This window comes from Halomonas cupida (assembly GCF_900142755.1).
GTDB classification, from domain to species: domain Bacteria; phylum Pseudomonadota; class Gammaproteobacteria; order Pseudomonadales; family Halomonadaceae; genus Halomonas; species Halomonas cupida.
Window position 1 is genome coordinate 172,715 of the sequence record NZ_FRCA01000005.1, and the last position, 20,863, is coordinate 193,577.

Sequence of the window (20,863 nt, forward strand, 5' to 3'; positions counted from 1 at the left end):
TCTCGCGTCGGCCCGATGGCCGACGGCGGCACGTCCCTGTGCCGCCATTAACCCAACATGAAAGCATGCCGGGTTAATATCTCTTGCCCATCATTCAGAGGCCGGTGGGCATGGCACCAGAGCCCCGTCCTCATGAACTCTCGCCGGTAGCTGCATATCGAGGTGCAGCTCGGCTCGGTCCACCACAACATCATCGCCGCCTTCCGGCAGCATTGGGGCTCGAGAAGTGGGAGTGATGGAGCCGAGACTCTGCTCCTCGGCGAGCTGTCCCGGGCGAAAACTCCAGCTGAGCTGCAGATACCAGTGTTTGTCATATCGGGCAACTTCTCCTTCCGGAGCCCAGTTCGCCGGGTCATCACCCGGCATATCCATCGGTGCCACATGCAGCACCAGAGGCCCCTGGCCATGGACTCGAAGTGTCGGCAGTGGATCTTCATGAGGCGGGTCAAACAGTACACTCAGCGCATAACGTCGCTCAGCCTGTTCGGCACTGATTTCCTCCGGAGACGTTGCTCGAAAATCGAGCACCCCACTGAAGTTTCCATCGCACTGGGCATGAGGCACTGTTTCATGGACCTGCGGAAACTCCACGGCATGGATCTCACCATTCGACAGGTGCAGCAACATCAACGCCGATCCATCGACCGGCACATACTCCATGTTGCTGGCCGCCTGCACGCCCGAGACCATCAGCCCTGCCATCAACAATGCTGCGCCTGCTGTCCATTGCCGGCCCCTGACACCCTGGGTTCCGATCAGAGCTCCACCAGGCATTCGTGCACGCCGTTCCCCCATGCTCGACTCCATTCCGCACCAGATAGGCATAGTCTGGCCCATGCGGCGATATCTCACCGCCCTGGTCAGCTCAGGCAGATACGCACCTTCTGCCCCGCTGCAGAATGATTCAGTGCTGATCGGCACCCACCAGCCCCGCCTCCACCAGCGCCGTGGCTCCACTGATGTCCGGCAGACATTCTCCGGCCGCAAGACGCTGCAGGATCTCCTGTTCCTGCTCCTGCAGCTCCAGGCAGTGATCCACGACGTCATCCACCTCAGCGGGAGACAATGCGATGACGCCATTCTCGTCGGCCAGCACGATATCACCGGGGTGTATCGCGACACCTCCGACACTGACCGGATGATTCAGCGTCCCGCCCTGGTCGAGCAGACGTGTCGTCAAGGACGATACTCCCCGGCTCCAGACCGGGAATTGATGCTGTCGGAGCGTGGTCAGGTCAGTGGCCATACCATCAATAACCACCCCAGCCAGGCCGATGCGTCGGCCAACCTCGGTCAGGACACCGCCCCAACAGGCATGACGACAATCTCCCTGACGTTCGATGACCAGCACATCTCCGGGACGCAGCAACCGAGTCGCATGGCTGAGCAACGTACCATCGGCAGCCGGCAGTGACAGCGTTACCGCAACGCCAGCGATCCGTACTTCATCCAGTTGGCAGTGAATCCGTGGATCCACAAAGCCACGATGATGGAAATGGCCGATGGTCGCCGTCTCGCATTGCAGCAGACGCTGGCGACGTGACGCGGACAAGGGCTCGGGCATGGGCGCGATGGCGTACACGGATAGACTCTCCTCTTGCTCAGCAGGCAGTTACGATGAACCGGTGGGCTCAGATGAGGCTCGGCAGAAACGTGACCAGACCCGGCAGCAGATAGAACAACACCATGCCGATCAGGAAGCACAGCACGATGGGCCAGGCCGCCGCGAAGATGGTCGGCATCGAGACATTGGGAGCGCCCCCCTTGATGGCAAACAGGTTGTAACCGAAAGGTGGCGTCAGGCTGCCGACGGCGAGGTTGATCAGGAACAGGGTCCAGAACCAGATCGGATCGAATTCATAGGCCTTTACCAGCGGCGCATAGATCGGAATGACCACCATCATGAAGGCGATCTGATCAATGAACATGCAGGCCAGCAGCGGGATCAGCATCAGAATCAGGAACATCCACGCCGGATCGAGGTTCAGGCTCGATGCCGTTGCCACCAGCCCGGAGGTGGCCCCGGTAAAGGACAGCAACTGACTGAACAGTTTGGAGCAGGCCAGAATGGTGATGATCATGGCACTGATCGACAGCGACGACAGCAGCGCCTCTCCCGCCATCCTGAGGCTGAATCGCCGGTAGTAGCAGGCCACCAGTATCGATCCCAGTACCCCGGTCGCAGCGGACTCTGAAGGAGTAGCCACCCCCAGCATCATCAGCCCCAGTACCGCGAAGATGATGATGCTGAATGGCGCCATGTTGGCGAGCGCCAGGGCACGCTCTCGCCAGCTACGATCGCCACTATCATCCGCCGCAGGAGCACAGGACGGATTCCGGATCAGGTTCACCACGACATAGGCGACAAACAGCAATGCCAGCACGATGCCGGGGATGATGCCGGCAATCAGCAGTCTGGCGATGGAGACATCGACCATCGAACCAATGATGATGACCATCAGACTCGGCGGGATGATCGCAGCGAGCCCTGCCCCACCGAGTATCAAGCCGATCGACAGCCGGTCCTCGTAGCCTCGTTCCTGCATGGTCGGCAGAGCCGAACGACTGAGCATGGCGGTGACCGCCAGTCCCGACCCGGACAGCGCGCCGAACAGTGTCGACAGCGCCACCACAAAGAAGAACAGGCGCCCCTTGATACGCCCCATGAGGGTATCGAGCGAATCGAAGATCACATCGATGGACCCTGAGCGGAACAGCAGTTCCCCCATCAGCACGAACAAGGCAATGGTGGTCAGCGCCTCGGAGGTCACGGTGTCATAGACGCTATTGGCAAAGAGCCCGAAACCCGCCGTTCCCATCAGCCACAGAGTGCCGATGACATTGATTGCCAGAAAGGCCACAAAGATCGGCAGGCCCATGGCGAACAGCACCATCAACAGGGCAACGGCCAGGCCAAGTGTCACATACCATTCCATCAGTCAGCCTCCTGCTCGATGCTGTCGTGAGACCACTCGACACTGTCCGGCCAGAAACAGCGGCGCAGGAAGTACAGCGCAGTACCTGTGAAGCCATAACCGATGAAGGCGGATATCCAGAACTTGGGAATACTCAGCCCCATGGCGGTGGTGGTGCCACTACTGAACTGGCGCAGCGTCTCGCTGACCAGCATCCAGGCGGCGACAAGACAGATGATGCCTGTGATCAGGGCGATGACGCGCTCATAGCGGCGACGGCAGGCTCCCGACATCTGCTCCTGCAGCGCGGTAATGGCGATGTGTCCCTGTCGCCTTGCCAGCTCCGGCATTGCCAGACTCGCGGCAATACACAGACAATAGGCAATCACCGAGGTGGACCACAGCGTCGGGGCATTGAAGAAATAACGCGCGACCACTTCGATCCAGTAGGAAAGGACGATGCCGCATAGCGCGGCACCGCCAAGATGGAATCCGAAGCGTGTCAGGCGGTCATGGGCCTGGGTCAGAACACTCAGCATGGTCATGGCGCCAACCTCAGGGCGTCATACCGTGCTGTTCGGCGATCTCGCGCATACGGGCCACAGCCTCTGGCGACTTTTCCAGGCCCAGTTGCCAGATGCCTTCAGTGACCAGCGCATCCAGACGTTCTGCGTCCTCGGGAGCAAAATGCGTCGCCTGCATGCCCAGTTCCTCGAGCGCTGCCCACTCATCCACCGCCAACTGGTCAAGAATCGGTACGATCTCGGCCTCGAGAGCCTGCCCCTGTTCCAGCAGCGCTGTCTGCTCGCCTTCCGGCAGCGCCTCGAACTTGTTCAGATTCATCAACAGGTAGGTATAGGTCTGACCGAAGGTCGGTTTGGTGAAGTAGTCGGCCACCTCATACCAGCCCAGATCCTTGACCCCATTGAGTCCCCAGGCCGCTCCATCGATGACATTGCGATCGAGTGCCGAATAGACATCACCACTGGACATCAACACCGGCGTCCCGCCCATTCCCTGGGTCACGCTGGAGTAGGATGGGCTGCCCCGCAGACGCCGACCCTCGAGACTGGGCGATCCTTCGATGGGTTCCTTGAGGACATACTGAAAGCCACTGGAGCCCAACGGCACGATCGCCAGCAGTTTGATCCCGAGTTCGTTGTAATGGCCATCAATGAAGTCCCACAGCCCGGATTCACGCACCTTCGCAGGATCCACGAAGACGGAATCCATGGCCGCACCGACCCCAGTGGTATTGGTGTGGTAGGCACCGTGGGTGTAGAGCACATCAAAGACACCGGCGGAAACCGGTTCCAGTTGCTCGAAGGGGGGGACAACGTCCGGGCCGCTGAGATTGAACGAGATCTCGCCGTCACTGGCACTCTCGACCATATCGATGTAACGCTCGGCCACTTCTCGGGTATAGGCAGAAGTCGTGGTGTAGCTGGTCAACATGCGCAGATCGCTTGCTGCCGCCTGGCCGCAAGCCAGCACCAGAGCCGCGAGACTCAGCGTCTTGAAGGTGGAGTTCATGGGATTCTCGCATTGTGATTGTTGTTGAACATCCTGTTGTCGAAGATCCTGTATCGAACATGAGGTGGCTACGGGAAGCGCCTCACCCTGAGTCTGGCTACGGAAATAGCCGCTACAGAAAATCTGTCGATCCTGCTTCAATCTAGTCAGGTTCCTACGACATCGTCAACGAGAAACACGCCCTTGGTTCTTGGTTTTTTTAATACTGTAAATTTACGAAACTTATATTAAAAAATATATTGATTAACCACTCGACAAACCTGGTTGTATTTCGATTGTTATTCATGAATAAACAGCATGAAAGAAAGGAGGCTAACCACTGCACCTCGCTCTTTCATCATCATCATGGTCATCCATATAGTGGATAAACTCATCGACAAATGCCTGTCCCGCCAATGTCAGTGCGTCCTTCTTCCACAGCATATGCAACTCGACATCACAGATGCCGTCCTCAGGGGGGAGCATCCTGAGCCTCCCTCGATCGACCTCCAGCCCTGCACTGTGGCGGGGCAGGCAACCAATGCCATAACCTGCAATCAGTAAACGAACGATCTCGTCATAGTTCGGTGACGTTGCAATGACCTTGCCGGTGAACCCGTGTTGATCACGGAAGATTGTCAAAGGGGAAAGGCTGCCACCGATGATATCGCTGGAGAAGGACACAAAGTCCTCGTTGGCGAGGTCCTCCAACCGAGTTGTCTCGGCGGAAAACAGATGGTGTCCCTTCCCGCAGAACATGGCATAGCGCTGGCGCAGGAAGAAATACCGCTCAAGCCCCTTGATAGGCCGGGGGGCCAGGCCGATGCCGATGGTTGCGGTCGCATTCCTGAGCGTATCGATGATGTCGTCACTGCGCATGACGTCAAGATGAACGTTGATCGCCGGGTAGTGGGCCCGAAAGTTGGCCCAGAAGCGGTCATAGACATCAGACTGTATGCGGCTGGCAGCCAACACCTTGATTTCACCCACGACATCGTTGTCCACCGAGGACAACAACAGCTGCAGTCTGGAAATATCGCCATTCACCGCCTCGGCAATCTCGTAGACATGCCTGCCGGAGGTCGTGAGATAGAAGTGCCCGCCACTGCGCTCGATCAGCTTTCGATCAAGTTGAGTCTCCAGCCGCCGCAGGGCCTGGCTGACGGCAGACTGGGTGATATGCAGCCTGGCCGAAGCCGAACTGATGCTCTGCATCTGCACAATGACCTGAAAGGTACGCAACAGATTCCAGTCCAGTCTGTCCATGCTCACCCCTGGTTGTCTTGAATTGCTGTTCTGAATTGTTGTCCTGAACTGTTGTCCTGAGTTCATGGTTCAAAGCATTGAAGCACATCAGGACCGCTAATATCGACTATCAGAATTCATGGTTTGACCACCTGGACAGCAGCGTGCAAGTCTCGTGAATCATGGTTCCATCGATACAGGAAGCCGGTGATGCTATCCGAAAACCAGGTACAACGTATAATAAACTCGGTTGACATACTTTTTGATGAGCAACTGAAATTCACTCAAAAACTGGTCAAGATTCCCTCGGTTCGTGGCCAGGAACATACGGCTCAGGATCTGTTGTTCAAGGCGATGTCAGAGCGTGGATTTTCCATGGATCGCTGGAAAATCGATGTGAAGGATATCGAGCATCATGAAGGCTTTGGTCCGGTGACCGTATCCTACGAGAATGCCTTCAATGTGGTCGGCACCTATCGTCCCGAGCAGCATTGTTCTGAACAACATTGCTCTGAACACAAGCAAGGTCGCTCGCTGATTCTCAACGGCCATATCGACGTGGTCCCGACCGGTCCTCAGGAGATGTGGAGCCGCTCGCCCTGGAGCCCCGATATCATTGATGGCTGGATGTATGGGCGCGGCTCGGCAGACATGAAAGCGGGCCTGGTGGCCAACCTGTTTGCCTATGATGCGGTGCGTACCGCAGGCCTTCGTCCCCAGGCGCCGATCTACTTCCAGTCCGTTGTCGAGGAAGAGTGCACCGGCAATGGTGCTCTGGCTGCGCTACTGCGTGGTTACGAGGCCGATGCCGTGATCATCCCCGAGCCGGAAGAGAACATGCTGGTGCGCGCCAATGTCGGTGTGCTGTGGTTCAAGGTCCGCATGCTGGGCAAACCTTCCCACACTCGCGAGATGACCTCCGGTTTCAACGCCATCGATGCTGCCTATGCCGCCATCCAGGCATTGCGTGGGCTCGAGAAGGAATGGAATGACGAGAAGGGCCAGCATCGCTACTTCGAGGATCTCGAACATCCCATCAACTTCAATATCGGCCAGATCAATGGCGGCGACTGGCCTTCCACGGTGCCACCCTGGTGTGAGTTCGACGTCCGCGCGGCCATCTATCCGGGCATGAGCGCCAACCAGGCCCGCGAACGCATCGAGCAGACGCTGGCAGATGCCGTTCAGGCAGATCCTCGTCTCGGCGGAGACATGCCTGAAATCACCTACACCGGTTTCTATGCCGAAGGCTACGTTCTAGAAGAAGGCTCGGATGCAGAAAAGACCCTCAGACAATGCCACCATACTGCCTTCAACAGCGAGCTGCAGAGCTTCACCACGCCCGGCTATCTCGATGCGCGAGTCTTCACCATATATGGCGACATGCCAACGCTGGTCTACGGGCCAAAATCCCGTGACATCCATGGTTTCGATGAGTGCGTCGAGCTTGAATCCCTGAAGCTCATCACCAAGACAATCGCCCTGTTCATTGCGCAGTGGTGCGGTGTACAGGAACCCGGGCAAACCGAAGAATCTTCCTGATATCGTCCTCTCTCGGCTTATCCATCTGGCATGCAGGCTTCCGCGTTCCTACCGGCGGAGCCTGCGTGCCGCTTGTCTGTGGTATATGATCGGCAATGGCATCTACGCCACATGTTCAAGCCATCGATCATCGAAGCCGTCGATGTTTGACATCGTTGAAGTCCGAAACCGAGAGCGATTGAAACCATGGATGACTGAAGCCATGGATCGCTCCAACCACTGGCCCGGGAACCCCTTCCATGCGTCCCATTCACGACACTCTGGACTGGAACCTGCTGCGCACCTTCATCGTGATCGTGCAGGAGGAAAGCGTCAGCCGGGCAGCGACTCGCCTGTATCTTTCCCAGCCCGCGGTCAGTCTGTCGTTGAAACGCCTCGAGGAACGACTCGGCCAGAAACTCATCGAGCGTGACAGCCATCGTTTTCGGGTGACCGAGGCGGGTCATCTCGTCTATCGAGACGCCGTCGAGATCTACGCCAATGTCGCCAAACTGGCCGCATCCATCGGTGAATCCGACCCGGAGATTGCCGGGCACATATCGCTGGCCCTTGTCACCGGTATCGACTGCTGCTTTCTCGACAGCGTTCTTGAAGGCTTTCATCAGCGTCATCCGCATGTCACCTTCGAGATCGAGGACATGTCCAGCATGGAAGTCCAACAGGCCCTGTTGCACCGCCAGAGCCTGTTGGGAATCTGCCTGATGCAGCGCAAACCCGAACCGCTCATCGGCTACACCCTGGCCCGTCAGCAATATCGACTCTACTGTGGTCCCCACCACCGCCTGTTCGGCCGCCACAACCTGTCCATGGATGAACTCAAGCTCGAGCCCTGGATCTCCTTCAGCAGCGAACAGCTGGACGGCGTGCTCTCTCCGCTGGCGGTGTTTCGCGCACAGCAGGGCCTGAAGGGACCAGTGATTGGCCAGTCCAGTCGCATGCAGGAAATCCAGCGCATGATCGTGGCCGGCATGGGAATCGGTTGCCTTCCCGAATACACCGTCATGCGTGACGTGAAGGAGGGACGCCTGTGGCCGCTACCGCCCTACGATGGCGTCGCACCCATCGACCTCAACGTGCTCTGGCACAGTGACGGACGCTTCAATGCAGCCGAACAGGCCTTCATCGACTTCTTCCACAATGCCCTGGCCAAGGTTCCACTGGAGGACCGCCTGACCAGGGGCATCGACACCGTCCCGGCGGACAGCAAAGGGCGAGCCGTAAGCTGAGTAATGGCCACGGTCTCCCGTGGCCCTGCTCTACGGCTATCTCAGGGTCTCATTCGCTGGCGGCCTGCGCGCTGATTCGCGCCAGGGCGGCATCACGAATGTCGTTGAGACTCTGGCCGGGAGCGATATAGTCCGATTCGTAGCGCAACTCGATCAGCACCGGCAGCCGCTCACGCTCGGCAAACTCCAGCGCCCAGCGCAATGCCGGCTCGACATCCTCATCGCGCTCAACGACTCTGCCCTGGCCCCCATAAGCTTCGACCAGAGTGGTGAAGGCCGGGTTGGTAAAGGTCAGCGCAATCTCCCTGCCCGGGAAGTCTCGCTCCTGATGAGCGCGAATCGTCCCCCACATACCGTTGTTGAACACCAGTACCACGATCCCGAGGCGATACTGCAGGGCAACGCCCAGCTCCTGCAGGTTCATCTGGAAACAACCATCACCGGCGAAGCACACCGCCGGACGCTCCGGGAACTCCAGCTTTGACGATATCGCCGCAGGCAAACCATAACCCATGGAGCCCACCGTCGGCGCCAGCGAGCTGCCCAGCCCCGAGAAGCGCACAAAACGATGCGGGTAAAGCGCATAGTTGCCGGCACCCACCGTAACGCAGCCCTTGCCGTCCAGCAGCTTGTCCACACAGAGTCCGACGCGATCGAGATTGAGTGCGCCCGGCGCCGGCTGTGGCTCAAGCGTTGCCAGATACTGTTGGCGGGCCTGCTGTGTGGCATCTTGCCAACTCGTCTGAGCATCGGGCTGCAGTCGGTCCAGCGACTGGGCGAAGCCCACCACATCGGCATCGATCGCCAGACTTGCACGATAGACCCTGCCCAGCTCTTCCGGGTCAGGGTAGACATGAACCAGTGTCTGTTTCGGCGTCGGCGAGGTAATCCACGAATAGCCCTCACTGGTGGCCTCGCCGATGCGCGTACCCACGGCAATCAGCAGGTCAGTGTCGGCGAGGCGCTGGCGTAACTGATCATGCATGCCCATACCAACGTGGCCGACGAACTGGGCGTCACGTTGATCGAAGCACTCCAGACGACGCCAGGCAACGCCAACCGGCAAGTTGAAGCGACGTGCAAAAGCGGTCATCTGTTGCTGTGCTTCTTCGGTCCAGCCGCTGCCGCCCAGCAGCAGGAAGGGTCGCTCGGCCTCTGCCAGCCGCGCTTTCAGTTCATCCAGCTGTGACTGACCAGGATAGCCATGCAGGCGAGCCATCGGCTCGGCATCGGCCACTTCGGCCTCTCCCCACAGCGTATCCTCCGGCAGCGCCAGCACCACCGGGCCAGGGCGACCGTTGGTGGCTACCCGCCAGGCGCGGGCAACGTACTCGGGAATGCGGTCGGTGGCATCGATCTGCGCCACCCACTTGGCCATCGGGCCGAACATACGGCGGTAATCGATCTCCTGGAACGCCTCACGCTCCACGAAGTCATTGCCCACCTGACCGATGAACAGAATCATCGGCGTGGAATCCTGAAAAGCGGTATGCACCCCGATCGAGGCATTGGTGGCACCCGGCCCGCGGGTCACGAAGCAGATTCCCGGATCGCCGGTCAACTTGCCGAAGGCCTCAGCCATATAGGCGGCACCACTTTCCTGGCGACAGACAATGGGCTCGATGGCACCGCGATGTTCATTGAGCGCATCGATGCAAGGCAGATAACTCTCACCAGGGACAAGAAAGACACGACGCGCGCCATGCCGGCGTAACTGATCAACCAGGATCTGGCCGCCATTGCGCCGTACCAGTGCGTCGGAAGGACATTGCATACTCATGTAAGGATTCTCATTGTGTTGTCGGGTCATGGAGCATGGTTATCGGTTCATGGGCGTGGGCGAGGCGCCGGGCCGGGGTCGGATACCAGGGCCGGACGCCAGGGCCTGATGAAGGGGGGCAATCTGGCGGCTATCCACCACGCAGCGCGCTCGGAAACCCAATTGCTGTGCCCAGGCCTGATCCTCGACAAACCCCTGAGGTTCCGGCCAGGGTCCATCAATGGCCAGGCACTCCACGTGCCGGCAGGCCTCGACAAGGTGTCTGCGCCAGGCCGCCAGACCCGCCACTCGGTTGCCCGACTCGAGGCCGAGGTCTCTGGCCAGATCACCGCTGCCGAGCAGTGCCGCCTCAAGTCGTGGTGAAGCACGTAGAATCTCGTCACTGCGTTCCAGCCCGAGGCGACTCTCCAGGGTGGGAATCAACACCGTGCTGCCCGATGTCAGCCCCGAGCGCAGTTCCCGTTCGGTCAGCAACGGATCAAGCTCGGCGATGCACTGCGCCGAGTCGACCTGCGGCAGGAAAACCACCGCAGGAATCCGGCTCAACGCGACAAGCTCCTCGGCACCGCCTTCACTCAAGCGATTGATGCGCACCGCCGCCACACAGTGGTGACGCTCACAACGTGCCACGATCTCGGCGAACCCAGCGCACACCGCCTGCCGGCTCTCGGCAGGGGTAAACTCCTCCAGGTCCACCACCAGCACATCGGGCCCCTGCTCTAGTGCACTCTCGATTCGCTCGAGATCATGGCCACCAATGAACAGCCAACTGCGCAGATCCTTGATCGGCGTCTTGAAGGGCAATGACATGTTCAACCCTCCATTAGATTCGGCAGGAACAGCACCAACTCGGGAACGAAGGCAACCAGCAGCAGTACGGCGATCATCGCCACCAGCATCAGCATCAAGTGGCGCAGCGAGTACATGACGCTGATGCCGGCGATACGACAGGCCGCCATCAGGTCCACGCCCAGCGGCGGGGTGTTGGCACCGATTGCCAGATTGATGGTCAGCAGCACCCCGAAGTGCACCGGATCAATGCCGTACTGGGACAGTAGCGGCAGCACGATGGGGGTGACGATGATGATGATGGCGATGCTTTCCATGAACGACCCAAGCACCAGCAGGATCGTCATCAGCAACAGCAGGACTCCCACCCGACTATCGGTGAGATCACCGATCAAGGCGGCAATCGCCTGTGGGACCTGCTCGTAGGTCAGCGCCCAGGCAAACATGCCGGCCGCACCGATGATCACCAGAATCGCGCCGGAGGTTTCCGCCGTCGCCAGGACGCTATCAACGATCGACTTCCAGTTGAGGCTGCGATAGACCACCAGCCCGACCACCAGCGCATAGACAATGGCCGACGCTGCGGCTTCCGTCGGCGTGAAGACCCCGAAGCGGATACCGCCGATGATCAGCACCGGTACCAATAATGCCGGCAGGGCAGCAATGAAGGCCCGTCGCCGTTCCCCAGGTTCCGCCTTCTGGCCACCCGCCCAGCCATGGCGACGCGAGACGAAGATCGCCACTGCCGCCAGTGCCAGGGTCAGCAACAAACCGGGAATCAACCCGCCCATGAACAGTTTGCCGACGGAGGTGTTGGAGGTCGTGCCATAGACGATCATCACGATGCTTGGCGGAATCACCGTGCCAACGGAGCTGGCCGTACCGACCAGCGCACTGCTGAACCCCTGGTGATAACCACTGCGCTTCATGGCCGGCAGCAGCATGCTGCCGATGGCAATCACATCCGCCACTCCGGATCCCGACAGCGCACCGAACATCATGCATGCCAGTACCGCAACCACTGCCAGGCCACCGCGAATATCGCCAACCATGGCCATACACAGCCGCACCAGGCGTTGGGTCAGGCCAGCGTGATTCATCAATTGCGCTGCCAGCACGAACAGCGGGATGGCCAGCAGCGTAAAGCTCTCCATACCGGTGGCGAACTGTTGGGCTGCGACCATCATCGGCGCCGCACCAAAGGCCAATAGATAGGCCAGTACCGCCAGTATCAGGCCAAAGGCAATCGGTACGTCGACCAGTATCGCCAACGCAAAGACACTGATCAGCGTCAGGGCACCTGCCGTCATGAGCGAGCCTCCCGCGAAAACAATTGCTCAAGCTGCATCAGTGCCATCCCCGTGCAGCCCACCGGCACGGCCATATACACCACCCCGGCCGGCAACTGCAGTGCGGTAGTGGTCTGCGACATGGTCAACCAGGCCAGGTCCCAGCCCGCCTTGGCCAGCATCAGGAACATGCCCAGCAACACCACATCCATGACCCGATTGATCCAGCGCTGAAGCGATACCGAAGTGATGATCAGCGGCATCAGACCGGCACTGAGATGGCTGCGGCGGTAACTGCAGGCGACTGCCGCCAGCAGCGTCATCCATACCAGTACCAACTGCGGCAACTCCTCGGCCCAGTGCGGAGGGGCACCGATCACCCAGCGCATGAACACCGTATAACTGACCAGCAACCCCATCAGTGCGGCGCCAGCACCGGCCACCACCAGACACAGATGAGCCACGACACGGCACAGAGATGTCAGAGAGTCCGTCATCAGGGCGCCTGCTGATACTGCCTGACCAGACCCATCAGCTCGCTGCCGAACACTTCTTCATAGTCCGACCACACGCCCTGAACCGCATCCGAGAATGCCGCCACGTCCACCTCGTTGATCTGCATTCCCTGTTCCTCGAGCTTGGTCGCCAGGCGTTCGTCATCCTGCTGCGCCATGCCACGCTGCTCATCGCGCCAATGGTCAGCCGCCTGCTGCACCACCTGCTGATCCTCGGCGGAAATCTGATTCCACACATGCTGCGACATGGTCAGACAGGCCGGCACCCAGACATGCCCGGTCAGCGAGACATAGTCCTGAACCTCGTAGAAGGAAGACGACTCGATGATCGACAGCGGGTTTTCCTGAGCATCGAAGACGCCCTGCTGCAACGCCGAGTACAGCTCGCCGAATGCCAGTGGTGCGGGGCTCGCTCCCAGAGCAGTGAAGGTATCCAGACGCATGCGATTGGGCGTGACGCGAATCTTCATGCCGGAAAGATCCTCGGGGGTATTGATCGGGCCTTCGTTGTTGGTCACGTGACGAAAACCCAGCTCCCACCAGGAGAGAACCTTCATGTTGTACTGCTCCGCCAACTCCTCCAGCGCCCCGCCCAACTCGCCATCATAGGCTGCGTAGGCGTTCTCGCGGGCCGCCCAGGAATAAGGCAGCTCGACGATGCCGAAGCTCGGGTTGAGAGAATCGAAGGAACTGCAACCAATCAGGCCCGCCGGGACACTGCCGATCTGCATCCCCTCGACCATGGTCTTTTCATTACCCAACTGACCACTGGGAAACAGCTGGAAGTTGACGCGGCCTTCCGTGCCGTCGCGCACCTCCTCGGCAAAGCCTTCGGCGGCGATATGCCAGCTATGCGTCGGCGCCAGTACATGACCGAGCTTGATATCCAGTGCCTGCACCGAACTCGATGCCGTGCCCAGTACGCCAAGCATGGCCAGTGAGAGAATCCTGATATTCATGTCGATACCTGTTGTCATAGTTGTTGTGGGTGCTGAGAGTTGTTGTGGGTACTGAGAGTCGTCGTGGATGACGAATTGCTGCGAGTAATGAGATCTGCTTCTGGATCCTGAGCGGTGTTGAGGATCGTGGAGGAAGCACTGCTTGAGCCTCAGCCAGTCGTTGGCATAAGACAATTTTCCATTTTTAATTCATGGAATTTATCTGGCTTATACAAGAGAACAGGTACAAGACTGCAGACAGTCATGCCGGAAACGGCAAGACGGTAGGGTGGGAACCAGAAATGGGAGGGACGGCCTTACGGCGACTCGTCAGGAATATCGTCGATAAAGCGAGACCGCTGCTCTGGCGTCGGCACCATGCAGCGATTACGACGGCCAAACAGGCGATAGCGATGGCGCGCAAGCCAGCGATACCCGGCATCTCGCCATGATCGAGGCATGACGCGAATGACGCCCAGCCATCGCCAGGGCCGAGGCAAGCGACGCAGAATCGCGATCACCGCCTCACTCGCCTCCAGTGGGCGCCCGTGATCGAAGAACAGGAAGGTCGAGGGATCATCAGGGTCGATCCCGAAACGCGCAGCAAGATGCCGACCATAGGGAGACTGGATCGAGGTGAAGCGGATCACACCGTGACGATCGATCCGCAGCAGAAACTGCACCTGTACCGAGCAGAAGTTGCAGAAGCCATCGAATACCATCAGGCCATCGGGGTGCTGCCCCTGCCCCGAACAAGGCATGTCCGAAGCCTTCGCCTCCGGTTCTTCGGGCTTGTCATGCTCAGTGTCGCGATGTCTCACGCTCCCAACCCCAGGCACCGAATGTGCGATTGATGATGGCTTACACCGCCTGGCCATGGTCACTCAACGGCTTCCCACCGCTCAAGTCAGCACCAGTCAAGCCAGCTCCAGTTCATCCAACAATGCCGACAACTGCTGTCGGGCATCGCCTTCCAGTGCCTTGAGCGGTAGCGGCAGGCAGGGGGTCTCCACCAGTCCTTTCAGTTCTGCGGCGGCGGCAACCACTCGCAGACTGCCACCCTGCTGCGTAAACAGATCCCACAATGGCTGAAGTCGTGCAGACAGGCGCGTTGCCTGCCCCACATCACCGGCCTGTGCCGCACGAGTGATGGCCAATGCCGCTTCGGGGAAGAGGCCACCAATCACCGAGTACCAGGCCTCGCATCCGGCATTCAGTCCCGTAGCAGCCATGGCATCGCCACTGACCCCAATGGAGACATGCGACGGAATCAGGGCACGCAGCCGTTCAACACGCGCTCTGGCCGCTTCAGGTTCCGCCGGAACACCAGGAATCTTGATGGACTTCACCTTTGGAAGTTCCGCGATACGGCCATGTAATTCATCCGTGAATTCGAAGTGCGTCGTGCCAGGGTTGTCATAGACACACAGCGGTACCGACAGGTCACGAGTCACTGCTTCATAGAGGCCAAAGACCTCATCAGCAGAGAGCCGCTGATAGGAAACCGGCGCCAGCAACACCCCATTCGCGCCTGCCTTCTGCGCATCTTCAGCCAGCCCCTGCACTTCCCTCGTGCGCAAGGCACCGATACCGACGATCACCGGAGTATCGCCGGCGTTCTCCACCGCCAGTCCGGCAATTCGTCCACGCTCTTCCCGGGAAAGGTAGGCGTAATTCCCCGTCGATCCAAGCGCGCCAATGGAATCCACACCTGCAGTGACAAGACGCTTGATCAAGCGTGCGAATGCCGCCTCATCAAGACCGTTCTCGTTCATGGGGGTCAAGGGAAATGCGCTCAGACCTGACAGCATGCCCAACTCTCCTGGTGGCTGAATCAAGGGATGAAATGACGGTAAGCCCACCCTTTCAGTCTGCCCTGATTCCATCACGCCAGCCAGACGTCTCGACCAGGTCAGGCTCTACTTCAACAGTTGCTAATGCGAGTATATATCATTAGCATTAAAATTAATCTTTCCAGCAGCACAGTCCTGCCTGACAACCATGCCAACACCGGGTGCGCCTGCCGCGCCATCGAGGGAGAGAACATTGTCGAAACAAGCCGCCTCATTGAGCGCCCTGGCATCAGTGGCCCTGCTCGGTACAGGCCCTGTCATGGCGCAGACGGACAACCCGAGCGACACCGCGCCCGTCGAAGGTGCTCAGCTCGATACCATGACCGTCACGGCAATCAATCTCTACGATAACGTCGGTTATACACGCCGCATTACCAGTGCCGGAACAGGGTTTGAGCTCAGCCCTCGCGACGTTCCTCAGTCGATCAGTACCATCACCGAGCAACGCATCGAAGATCAGAACCTCGAGACCATCAGCGATGTACTATCCAACACCACCGGTGTTTCCGCTCGTCACATCGACAGCAATCGGGTCGGCTTTTTCTCCCGCGGGTTTCGCATCAACAGCTATCAATACGATGGCATTCCCACCCTGAATACCGATGACCGCTGGTATTTCGGAGAAGGATCACTGAATACCGCCATCTACGACCGTGTCGAGGTGGTACGCGGGGCCAATGGGCTGCTGACCGGCTCGGGCAATCCCGGCGCCTCCGTCAATTTCATTCGCAAGCACGCTGATAGCCGAGAGCTCACAGGTTCGGTCTCCGGCACTGTGGGGCGCTGGGACAAGCGCCGCGGGGTTGCCGATGTCACAACCCCACTGACCGAGTCCGGTAATGTTCGAGCACGCTTCATCGGTGGTTATGACGAAGGCGACAGCCATCTCGATCGCTACAGCGAGCGCAAATCGTTCGGCTACATGGTGATCGATGCGGATATCTCCGACGCGACCACCCTTTCCGTAGGCTATGACTACCAGGATACTCACGCCTCGTCGCCGACCTGGGGTGGCCTTCCACTGTGGTACAGCGATGGCAGTGAAACGGACTATTCGCGCTCGTTCAGCATCGCGCCGGACTGGGCCTACTATGATTTCGAATCCGAGAAGGTCTTCGCCGACCTCAACCATCGCTTTGCCAACGGCTGGGAGCTACGCGGCACAGCCACCCATGCGCAAACCGACCTTGATGCCAGGTTGATGTATCCCGATGGTTTTCCCGACCGCAGCACCGGTCAGGGAGTGACCAATTACACCGGTTGGAACCGCGGTGAACGGCAACTGGACTCCGTCGATGTCTACTCTCGCGGGCCTTTCGAGTTGATGGGGCGTGAGCACGAATTGATCGCCGGCATCAGCTACAGCAAACAGACCAATGACTACGACAACTCCTTCGCGCCAGCCTTCGCTGCGGGTGATTTCAACCACTGGGATGGCAGCACGGCCAACCCCGAATGGAGCGAGTGGACCCCGTTGGAGAGTACCAGCGTACGACAGCGAGCTGCCTACGCCGCCGCTCGACTTGCACTGGCCGACCCACTGACATTGATCATCGGCGCACGCTATACCGACTGGAGTGGCGACAGCTGGAGCAGTACCGGCGGCTCGGCCTCCCAGAACCAGAGCGAGATCACTCCCTACGCTGGCCTGATCTACGATATCAATGATCAGTGGGCCGCCTTTGTCAGCTATACCGAGATATTCCAGCCCCAGGACAACCGGGATGCCGATGGCAAGTTCCTCGAACCGGTGGTCGGCAGGAACTACGAGACCGGACTCAAGGCGGATTGGTTCAATGGCCTGTTGACGGCCTCCATGTCCGTGTTCCGCATCGAACAGGACAACGTCGCCCAGGCCGACCCGCTGACACCCGGCTCGACAGAAACCACCTACCACGCAGCACAGGGCGTGGTCAGTGAAGGGATCGATTTCGAACTCAACGGCGCAGTCACCGACAACCTCGACCTGACACTGGGTGCCTCCCACTATACGGCCACGGATAGTGACGGCCCGTACAAGACGGATCAGCCTCGCACCAAGGTGGACCTGTTCGGCAGCTACCATGTGCCCCAGTGGCAGCCCCTGACGGTCGGGGGTGGCATCCGTTGGCAGAGCCACACCTACCTCAACGACATCAGCGGCCCCCAGGGACCCAGGACCCTCAATCAGAGCAGCTATACCCTGGCCAGCCTGTTTGGCCGCTACCAGTTCACGCCGCAACTGGCGCTGCAGATGAACATCGATAACCTGTTCGATGAGGAGTACTACAGCTACTTCGACGGTTACGGTGTCTATGGCGAACCCCGTAACGTCACGGCGACCCTGAGGTATGACTTCTGAGGTCCCGTCATGCGCGTCACGGGGTTGTCTCAGCACTGGCCATACTCATCGTGACGTCGCCACCAGATACCATCTGATTCATTACGTCCTCTGGGAGCTCTATCGAGCCACTGGTAGGCTCCCCAGAGGCTGTCCAGGCCGCGCGCATAGGCGGAATAGCAGTGGTACACGACGCCGTCCTCGAGCACGAAACTGCTCATGCCCGGCAGATCTCTCTGGAAGGTGGCCGAATCGGTTCCGCACATCGCCGCAATACGATCCTCTTCCCCTTCGCCACCGCCTTCCTGCCCCTCTCGCCAGGCCGCCGAGGGTTCGCGCCGGTAGTTGTATTCGACGTCTCCCTGGCGCTGCTGCTCCTCGGAAAACCAGACACTGAAGTCGGCATTGAAGTCACTTTCCTGCGATGATGCCCAGGGGAAGCTCCAGCCCATACGCTGCTTGTAGACCCTGAGCGCCTCGAGTGGTCCCCGGGAGATGGCCATCAACGTGACATCATGATTGGCAAGGTGGACCGCAAAGCCGTTGAAACCATCGGCGATCATCGAGCAGGAAGGGCAGCCTGCCGTGTAGTCAGGCCCGAACATGAAATGGTAGACGAGCAACTGGGAGCGCCCCTGGAAAAGATCCTTCAATGAGGCACTGCCTGCCTCGGTCTCGAAGCGATAGTTCTTGTCGATTCGAACCCAGGGCAAGTCCTGCCTCTGCTGTGCCAGTTCATCGCTGCGCCGCGTCAGTGCCTTCTCCTCCTGAAGCAGCTCAAGCCGTGCCGCCAACCACGCTTCTCGTGTACCTGTCTTGTGACTCATCGTCTTCTCCCGCTCTCTACACTCGCTGTGTGACTCGATATCCCCCGTGAACACGGGGCCATGACATATATTTAGTAGCGATGAATGCTGACCGGGAGTAACAACAGTGGCGGGATTTCGATGGACGCTCTGATCATGGCTGCAGCGCAGTCCCTGGAGGCGGGGGATCCCATCAGCGCCCTGAACAGAGTCGCCCTGCGCAACGACGCCCATGCACTCGCGCTGCGGGGCATTGCCATGGCGCAGCTCGGTGATCTTGCCCGCGCTCGGGAATTGCTCCAGGCCGCGGCACGTACCTTCGCCAATGACGAGGTCGTGGAGCGTGCACGGTGCATTGTGGCCGAAGCCGAGATTGCTCTTGTCTCGCGTGACCTGGGCTGGTCGGCCCGGGCGCTTGATGAAGCCCGAGAGGCGCTTGAGGCTTATGGGGATCAGCGCAATGCGGCCCATGCCCGCTATCTGGAGGCTCGGTTGCTGCTGTTGACCGGTCGGCTCGACGATGCCGAGTCCCTGCTGGCCACGCTCGACCCTGACCACCTCCCTCCCGCGTCACGCGCCGCCCGCGAGTTGGTAGTGGCGGGAATCGCCATGCGCCGCCGTCACGCACAGCCGGCACGTCGTGCCTTCGCCCGAGCCGAGGCCGTCGCCCATCAGATCAGGATCCCGGCGCTGACCATGGAAGTCGCCAGCGCTGCCCATACGCTGGATGCCCCCGTGGCGCACCTGATCACCGAAGGCGGTGAATGCCCTCTTCTGCTCGAGGAACTGGAAGCTCTGGAAACCTCCAGCACACTCGTCGTGGATGCCTGTCGCCATGTGGTGCGGGATGTTCACCACGAGATATCGCTGGCCACTCGCCCCGTGTTGTTCGCACTGGCTCGGTCATTGAGTGAGGCCTGGCCCGGTGATGTCCGCCGAGACACCCTCATCTCCCGCGCCTTCAAGACGCAATACGCCGATGACACCCATCGCGCCCGACTGAGAGTCGAGATCGGGCGCCTGCGCGCCGAGCTGCGCGGACTGGCCGAGATCACCTCGACGCATCAGGGCTTCGTGCTGGTGCCTCAACAGGCCGCTACAGTCGCCACCCTGGTGCCGCCTATCGAAGACCGGCACAACGGCGTCCTGGCACTGCTGGCCGATGGCGAGGCCTGGTCCAGCTCGGCGCTGGCAATGGCGCTGGGAGTTAGCCAACGCACCGTGCAACGCTCTCTGGACACGCTTCACGCAGCGGACAAGGTAACGGCCCATGGCCAGGGACGGGCCCGCCGCTGGGCAATCCTGCCAGTGCCGGGTTTCCCGACAACCTTGTTACTCCCTGTTCCGTACTCGGATTGACCAGGCTGTAGGCACCTATCCAGAGAAGTGAGGAAAGCGACATGAAAAGCGACATGAAAAGCGACAACATGAAAACCGAGGCGGCCAATATCACCCACGAATTCGGCCCCTTTTCGGACATCGATTGTGTGCATGGTGTTACCCATGACGGCCGATGCGTCTGGGTGGCCACCGGCGACAGCCTGGTCGCCCTCGATCCCGAGAGCGGCAAGCCACTGCGCTCACTCGATGTCACCGCCAACGCGGGAACCGCTTTCGATGGACAATATCTGTTTCAGATCGCCGGAGACCGCATCTACAAGGTTGACCCCAGCAACGCTGAGGTAATCGCCACCATCCCAGCCCCCACCGACGGCTGCAACTCGGGAATGGCATGGGCTGAAGGTTCGCTCTGGGTGGGGCGCTACAAGGACCGCAAGATCCATCAGGTTGACCCCGAGACAGGAGAGATTCTGCGTACCATCGAATCCGACCGCTTCGTCACCGGCGTGACCTGGTGCAACGGCGAGTTGTGGCACGGCACCTGGGAAGACAACGAGAGTGACCTGCGACGAATCGACCCGCAGACCGGTCAGGTTCAGGAACGTCTCGAGATGCCGTCAGGCAAGGGCATATCAGGGCTCGAGAGCGATGGCAATGGACAGTTCTTCTGCGGCGGCGGAGACAGCGGCATGCTCAGAGTCGTACGTCGGCCTGAGCGTGGCTGAGAGTCTGGCGGTACATCAACAGTAAGCGACAGGGGCCATGTTCCTGCAATGGGGCCCCTGTCGTGCT

General features: G+C 59.7%; 19 protein-coding genes. 5 read left to right on the forward strand and 14 right to left on the reverse strand.

Features of this window, described 5'->3' with window-relative positions; genetic code table 11:
* Positions 1-90: 90 nt before the first annotated feature.
* The 6 genes from BUE38_RS11010 to BUE38_RS11035 form a co-directional block, all read right to left on the reverse strand.
* Positions 91-795 (reverse strand): hypothetical protein, encoded by a 705-nt coding sequence (locus BUE38_RS11010; protein WP_073435258.1) that lies wholly within the window; start codon positions 793-795, stop codon positions 91-93.
* Between the two features lie 109 nt (positions 796-904).
* Complete coding sequence (locus tag BUE38_RS11015; protein WP_073435259.1) at positions 905-1,582, reverse strand: RraA family protein; 678 nt, start codon at positions 1,580-1,582, stop codon at positions 905-907.
* 49 nt (positions 1,583-1,631) lie between these two features.
* On the reverse strand, positions 1,632-2,936 hold the full coding sequence (locus tag BUE38_RS11020) for a TRAP transporter large permease (protein WP_073435260.1): 1,305 nt from the start codon (positions 2,934-2,936) through the stop codon (positions 1,632-1,634).
* Complete coding sequence (locus BUE38_RS11025; protein WP_073435261.1) at positions 2,936-3,460, reverse strand: TRAP transporter small permease; 525 nt, start codon at positions 3,458-3,460, stop codon at positions 2,936-2,938. Before BUE38_RS11025 ends, BUE38_RS11020 begins: the two co-directional genes overlap by 1 nt.
* A gap of 10 nt (positions 3,461-3,470) precedes the next feature.
* Positions 3,471-4,448, reverse strand: a complete 978-nt coding sequence (gene dctP, locus BUE38_RS11030; protein ID WP_073435262.1) for a TRAP transporter substrate-binding protein DctP — start codon at positions 4,446-4,448, stop codon at positions 3,471-3,473.
* Positions 4,449-4,760: 312 nt separating this feature from the next.
* Positions 4,761-5,693 carry a LysR family transcriptional regulator gene (locus tag BUE38_RS11035; RefSeq protein WP_073435263.1) on the reverse strand — a complete coding sequence of 311 codons (933 nt, stop codon included), beginning with the start codon at positions 5,691-5,693 and terminating at the stop codon, positions 4,761-4,763.
* Between the two features lie 189 nt (positions 5,694-5,882).
* On the opposite strand from BUE38_RS11035, the gene BUE38_RS11040 reads away from it, so the two are divergent.
* Positions 5,883-7,214 carry an ArgE/DapE family deacylase gene (locus BUE38_RS11040; protein ID WP_073435264.1) on the forward strand — a complete coding sequence of 444 codons (1,332 nt, stop codon included), beginning with the start codon at positions 5,883-5,885 and terminating at the stop codon, positions 7,212-7,214.
* A gap of 239 nt (positions 7,215-7,453) precedes the next feature.
* A complete protein-coding gene (locus tag BUE38_RS11045) occupies positions 7,454-8,440 on the forward strand; it encodes a LysR family transcriptional regulator (protein WP_073435265.1) in 987 nt (328 codons plus the stop codon).
* A 49-nt stretch (positions 8,441-8,489) separates the two neighbouring features.
* Here BUE38_RS11045 and BUE38_RS11050 read toward each other — a convergent pair whose 3' ends face one another.
* The 7 genes from BUE38_RS11050 to BUE38_RS11080 all read right to left on the reverse strand — a co-directional run bounded on the left by BUE38_RS11050 (position 8,490) and on the right by BUE38_RS11080 (position 15,562).
* On the reverse strand, positions 8,490-10,220 hold the full coding sequence (locus BUE38_RS11050; protein WP_143166287.1) for a thiamine pyrophosphate-binding protein: 1,731 nt from the start codon (positions 10,218-10,220) through the stop codon (positions 8,490-8,492).
* 39 nt (positions 10,221-10,259) lie between these two features.
* Positions 10,260-11,030 (reverse strand): HpcH/HpaI aldolase/citrate lyase family protein, encoded by a 771-nt coding sequence (locus tag BUE38_RS11055; RefSeq protein WP_073435266.1) that lies wholly within the window; start codon positions 11,028-11,030, stop codon positions 10,260-10,262.
* 2 nt (positions 11,031-11,032) lie between these two features.
* Positions 11,033-12,319, reverse strand: coding sequence for a TRAP transporter large permease (locus BUE38_RS11060; protein WP_073435267.1), 1,287 nt, complete (start codon positions 12,317-12,319; stop codon positions 11,033-11,035).
* Positions 12,316-12,795 carry a TRAP transporter small permease gene (locus tag BUE38_RS11065; protein ID WP_073435268.1) on the reverse strand — a complete coding sequence of 160 codons (480 nt, stop codon included), beginning with the start codon at positions 12,793-12,795 and terminating at the stop codon, positions 12,316-12,318. Before BUE38_RS11065 ends, BUE38_RS11060 begins: the two co-directional genes overlap by 4 nt.
* Entirely contained in the window at positions 12,795-13,772 is a 978-nt protein-coding gene (locus BUE38_RS11070) for a TRAP transporter substrate-binding protein (protein ID WP_143166288.1), read from the reverse strand. The genes BUE38_RS11065 and BUE38_RS11070 overlap by 1 nt, the downstream gene beginning before the upstream one ends.
* 296 nt (positions 13,773-14,068) lie before the next feature.
* Complete coding sequence (locus BUE38_RS11075) at positions 14,069-14,512, reverse strand: thiol-disulfide oxidoreductase DCC family protein (RefSeq protein ID WP_073435443.1); 444 nt, start codon at positions 14,510-14,512, stop codon at positions 14,069-14,071.
* A 156-nt stretch (positions 14,513-14,668) separates the two neighbouring features.
* Positions 14,669-15,562 carry a dihydrodipicolinate synthase family protein gene (locus tag BUE38_RS11080; RefSeq protein ID WP_073435270.1) on the reverse strand — a complete coding sequence of 298 codons (894 nt, stop codon included), beginning with the start codon at positions 15,560-15,562 and terminating at the stop codon, positions 14,669-14,671.
* 235 nt (positions 15,563-15,797) lie between these two features.
* On the opposite strand from BUE38_RS11080, the gene fhuE reads away from it, so the two are divergent.
* Complete coding sequence (gene fhuE, locus BUE38_RS11085; RefSeq protein WP_234986909.1) at positions 15,798-17,945, forward strand: ferric-rhodotorulic acid/ferric-coprogen receptor FhuE; 2,148 nt, start codon at positions 15,798-15,800, stop codon at positions 17,943-17,945.
* A gap of 29 nt (positions 17,946-17,974) precedes the next feature.
* On the opposite strand, the gene BUE38_RS11090 is transcribed toward fhuE, so the two are convergent.
* Positions 17,975-18,751: a DUF899 domain-containing protein gene (locus BUE38_RS11090; protein ID WP_073435272.1), complete on the reverse strand. Its 777-nt coding sequence runs from the start codon at positions 18,749-18,751 to the stop codon at positions 17,975-17,977.
* Between the two features lie 135 nt (positions 18,752-18,886).
* Between BUE38_RS11090 and BUE38_RS11095 the strand changes: the two genes are divergently transcribed.
* Both BUE38_RS11095 and BUE38_RS11100 read left to right on the forward strand, forming a co-directional pair.
* Complete coding sequence (locus BUE38_RS11095) at positions 18,887-20,089, forward strand: HTH domain-containing protein (RefSeq protein WP_234986911.1); 1,203 nt, start codon at positions 18,887-18,889, stop codon at positions 20,087-20,089.
* Between the two features lie 41 nt (positions 20,090-20,130).
* Entirely contained in the window at positions 20,131-20,796 is a 666-nt protein-coding gene (locus tag BUE38_RS11100; protein ID WP_234986917.1) for a Vgb family protein, read from the forward strand.
* The last annotated feature ends 67 nt before the right edge of the window (positions 20,797-20,863 follow it).

What these genes read in the sequence shown, in the direction of transcription:
- BUE38_RS11065 (WP_073435268.1), bottom strand. Translation starts at nt 12,795, where the DNA reads ATGACGGACTCTCTGACATCTCTGTGCCGTGTCGTGGCTCATCTGTGT.
- BUE38_RS11055 (WP_073435266.1), bottom strand. Translation starts at nt 11,030, where the DNA reads ATGTCATTGCCCTTCAAGACGCCGATCAAGGATCTGCGCAGTTGGCTG.
- BUE38_RS11100 (WP_234986917.1), top strand. Translation starts at nt 20,131, where the DNA reads ATGAAAAGCGACATGAAAAGCGACAACATGAAAACCGAGGCGGCCAAT.
- BUE38_RS11095 (WP_234986911.1), top strand. Translation starts at nt 18,887, where the DNA reads ATGGCTGCAGCGCAGTCCCTGGAGGCGGGGGATCCCATCAGCGCCCTG.
- BUE38_RS11025 (WP_073435261.1), bottom strand. Translation starts at nt 3,460, where the DNA reads ATGACCATGCTGAGTGTTCTGACCCAGGCCCATGACCGCCTGACACGC.
- dctP (WP_073435262.1), bottom strand. Translation starts at nt 4,448, where the DNA reads ATGAACTCCACCTTCAAGACGCTGAGTCTCGCGGCTCTGGTGCTGGCT.
- BUE38_RS11035 (WP_073435263.1), bottom strand. Translation starts at nt 5,693, where the DNA reads ATGGACAGACTGGACTGGAATCTGTTGCGTACCTTTCAGGTCATTGTG.
- BUE38_RS11050 (WP_143166287.1), bottom strand. Translation starts at nt 10,220, where the DNA reads ATGAGTATGCAATGTCCTTCCGACGCACTGGTACGGCGCAATGGCGGC.
- BUE38_RS11075 (WP_073435443.1), bottom strand. Translation starts at nt 14,512, where the DNA reads ATGCCTTGTTCGGGGCAGGGGCAGCACCCCGATGGCCTGATGGTATTC.
- BUE38_RS11090 (WP_073435272.1), bottom strand. Translation starts at nt 18,751, where the DNA reads ATGAGTCACAAGACAGGTACACGAGAAGCGTGGTTGGCGGCACGGCTT.
- BUE38_RS11070 (WP_143166288.1), bottom strand. Translation starts at nt 13,772, where the DNA reads ATGAATATCAGGATTCTCTCACTGGCCATGCTTGGCGTACTGGGCACG.
- BUE38_RS11020 (WP_073435260.1), bottom strand. Translation starts at nt 2,936, where the DNA reads ATGGAATGGTATGTGACACTTGGCCTGGCCGTTGCCCTGTTGATGGTG.
- BUE38_RS11010 (WP_073435258.1), bottom strand. Translation starts at nt 795, where the DNA reads ATGGGGGAACGGCGTGCACGAATGCCTGGTGGAGCTCTGATCGGAACC.
- BUE38_RS11060 (WP_073435267.1), bottom strand. Translation starts at nt 12,319, where the DNA reads ATGACGGCAGGTGCCCTGACGCTGATCAGTGTCTTTGCGTTGGCGATA.
- BUE38_RS11045 (WP_073435265.1), top strand. Translation starts at nt 7,454, where the DNA reads ATGCGTCCCATTCACGACACTCTGGACTGGAACCTGCTGCGCACCTTC.
- BUE38_RS11040 (WP_073435264.1), top strand. Translation starts at nt 5,883, where the DNA reads ATGCTATCCGAAAACCAGGTACAACGTATAATAAACTCGGTTGACATA.
- BUE38_RS11080 (WP_073435270.1), bottom strand. Translation starts at nt 15,562, where the DNA reads ATGCTGTCAGGTCTGAGCGCATTTCCCTTGACCCCCATGAACGAGAAC.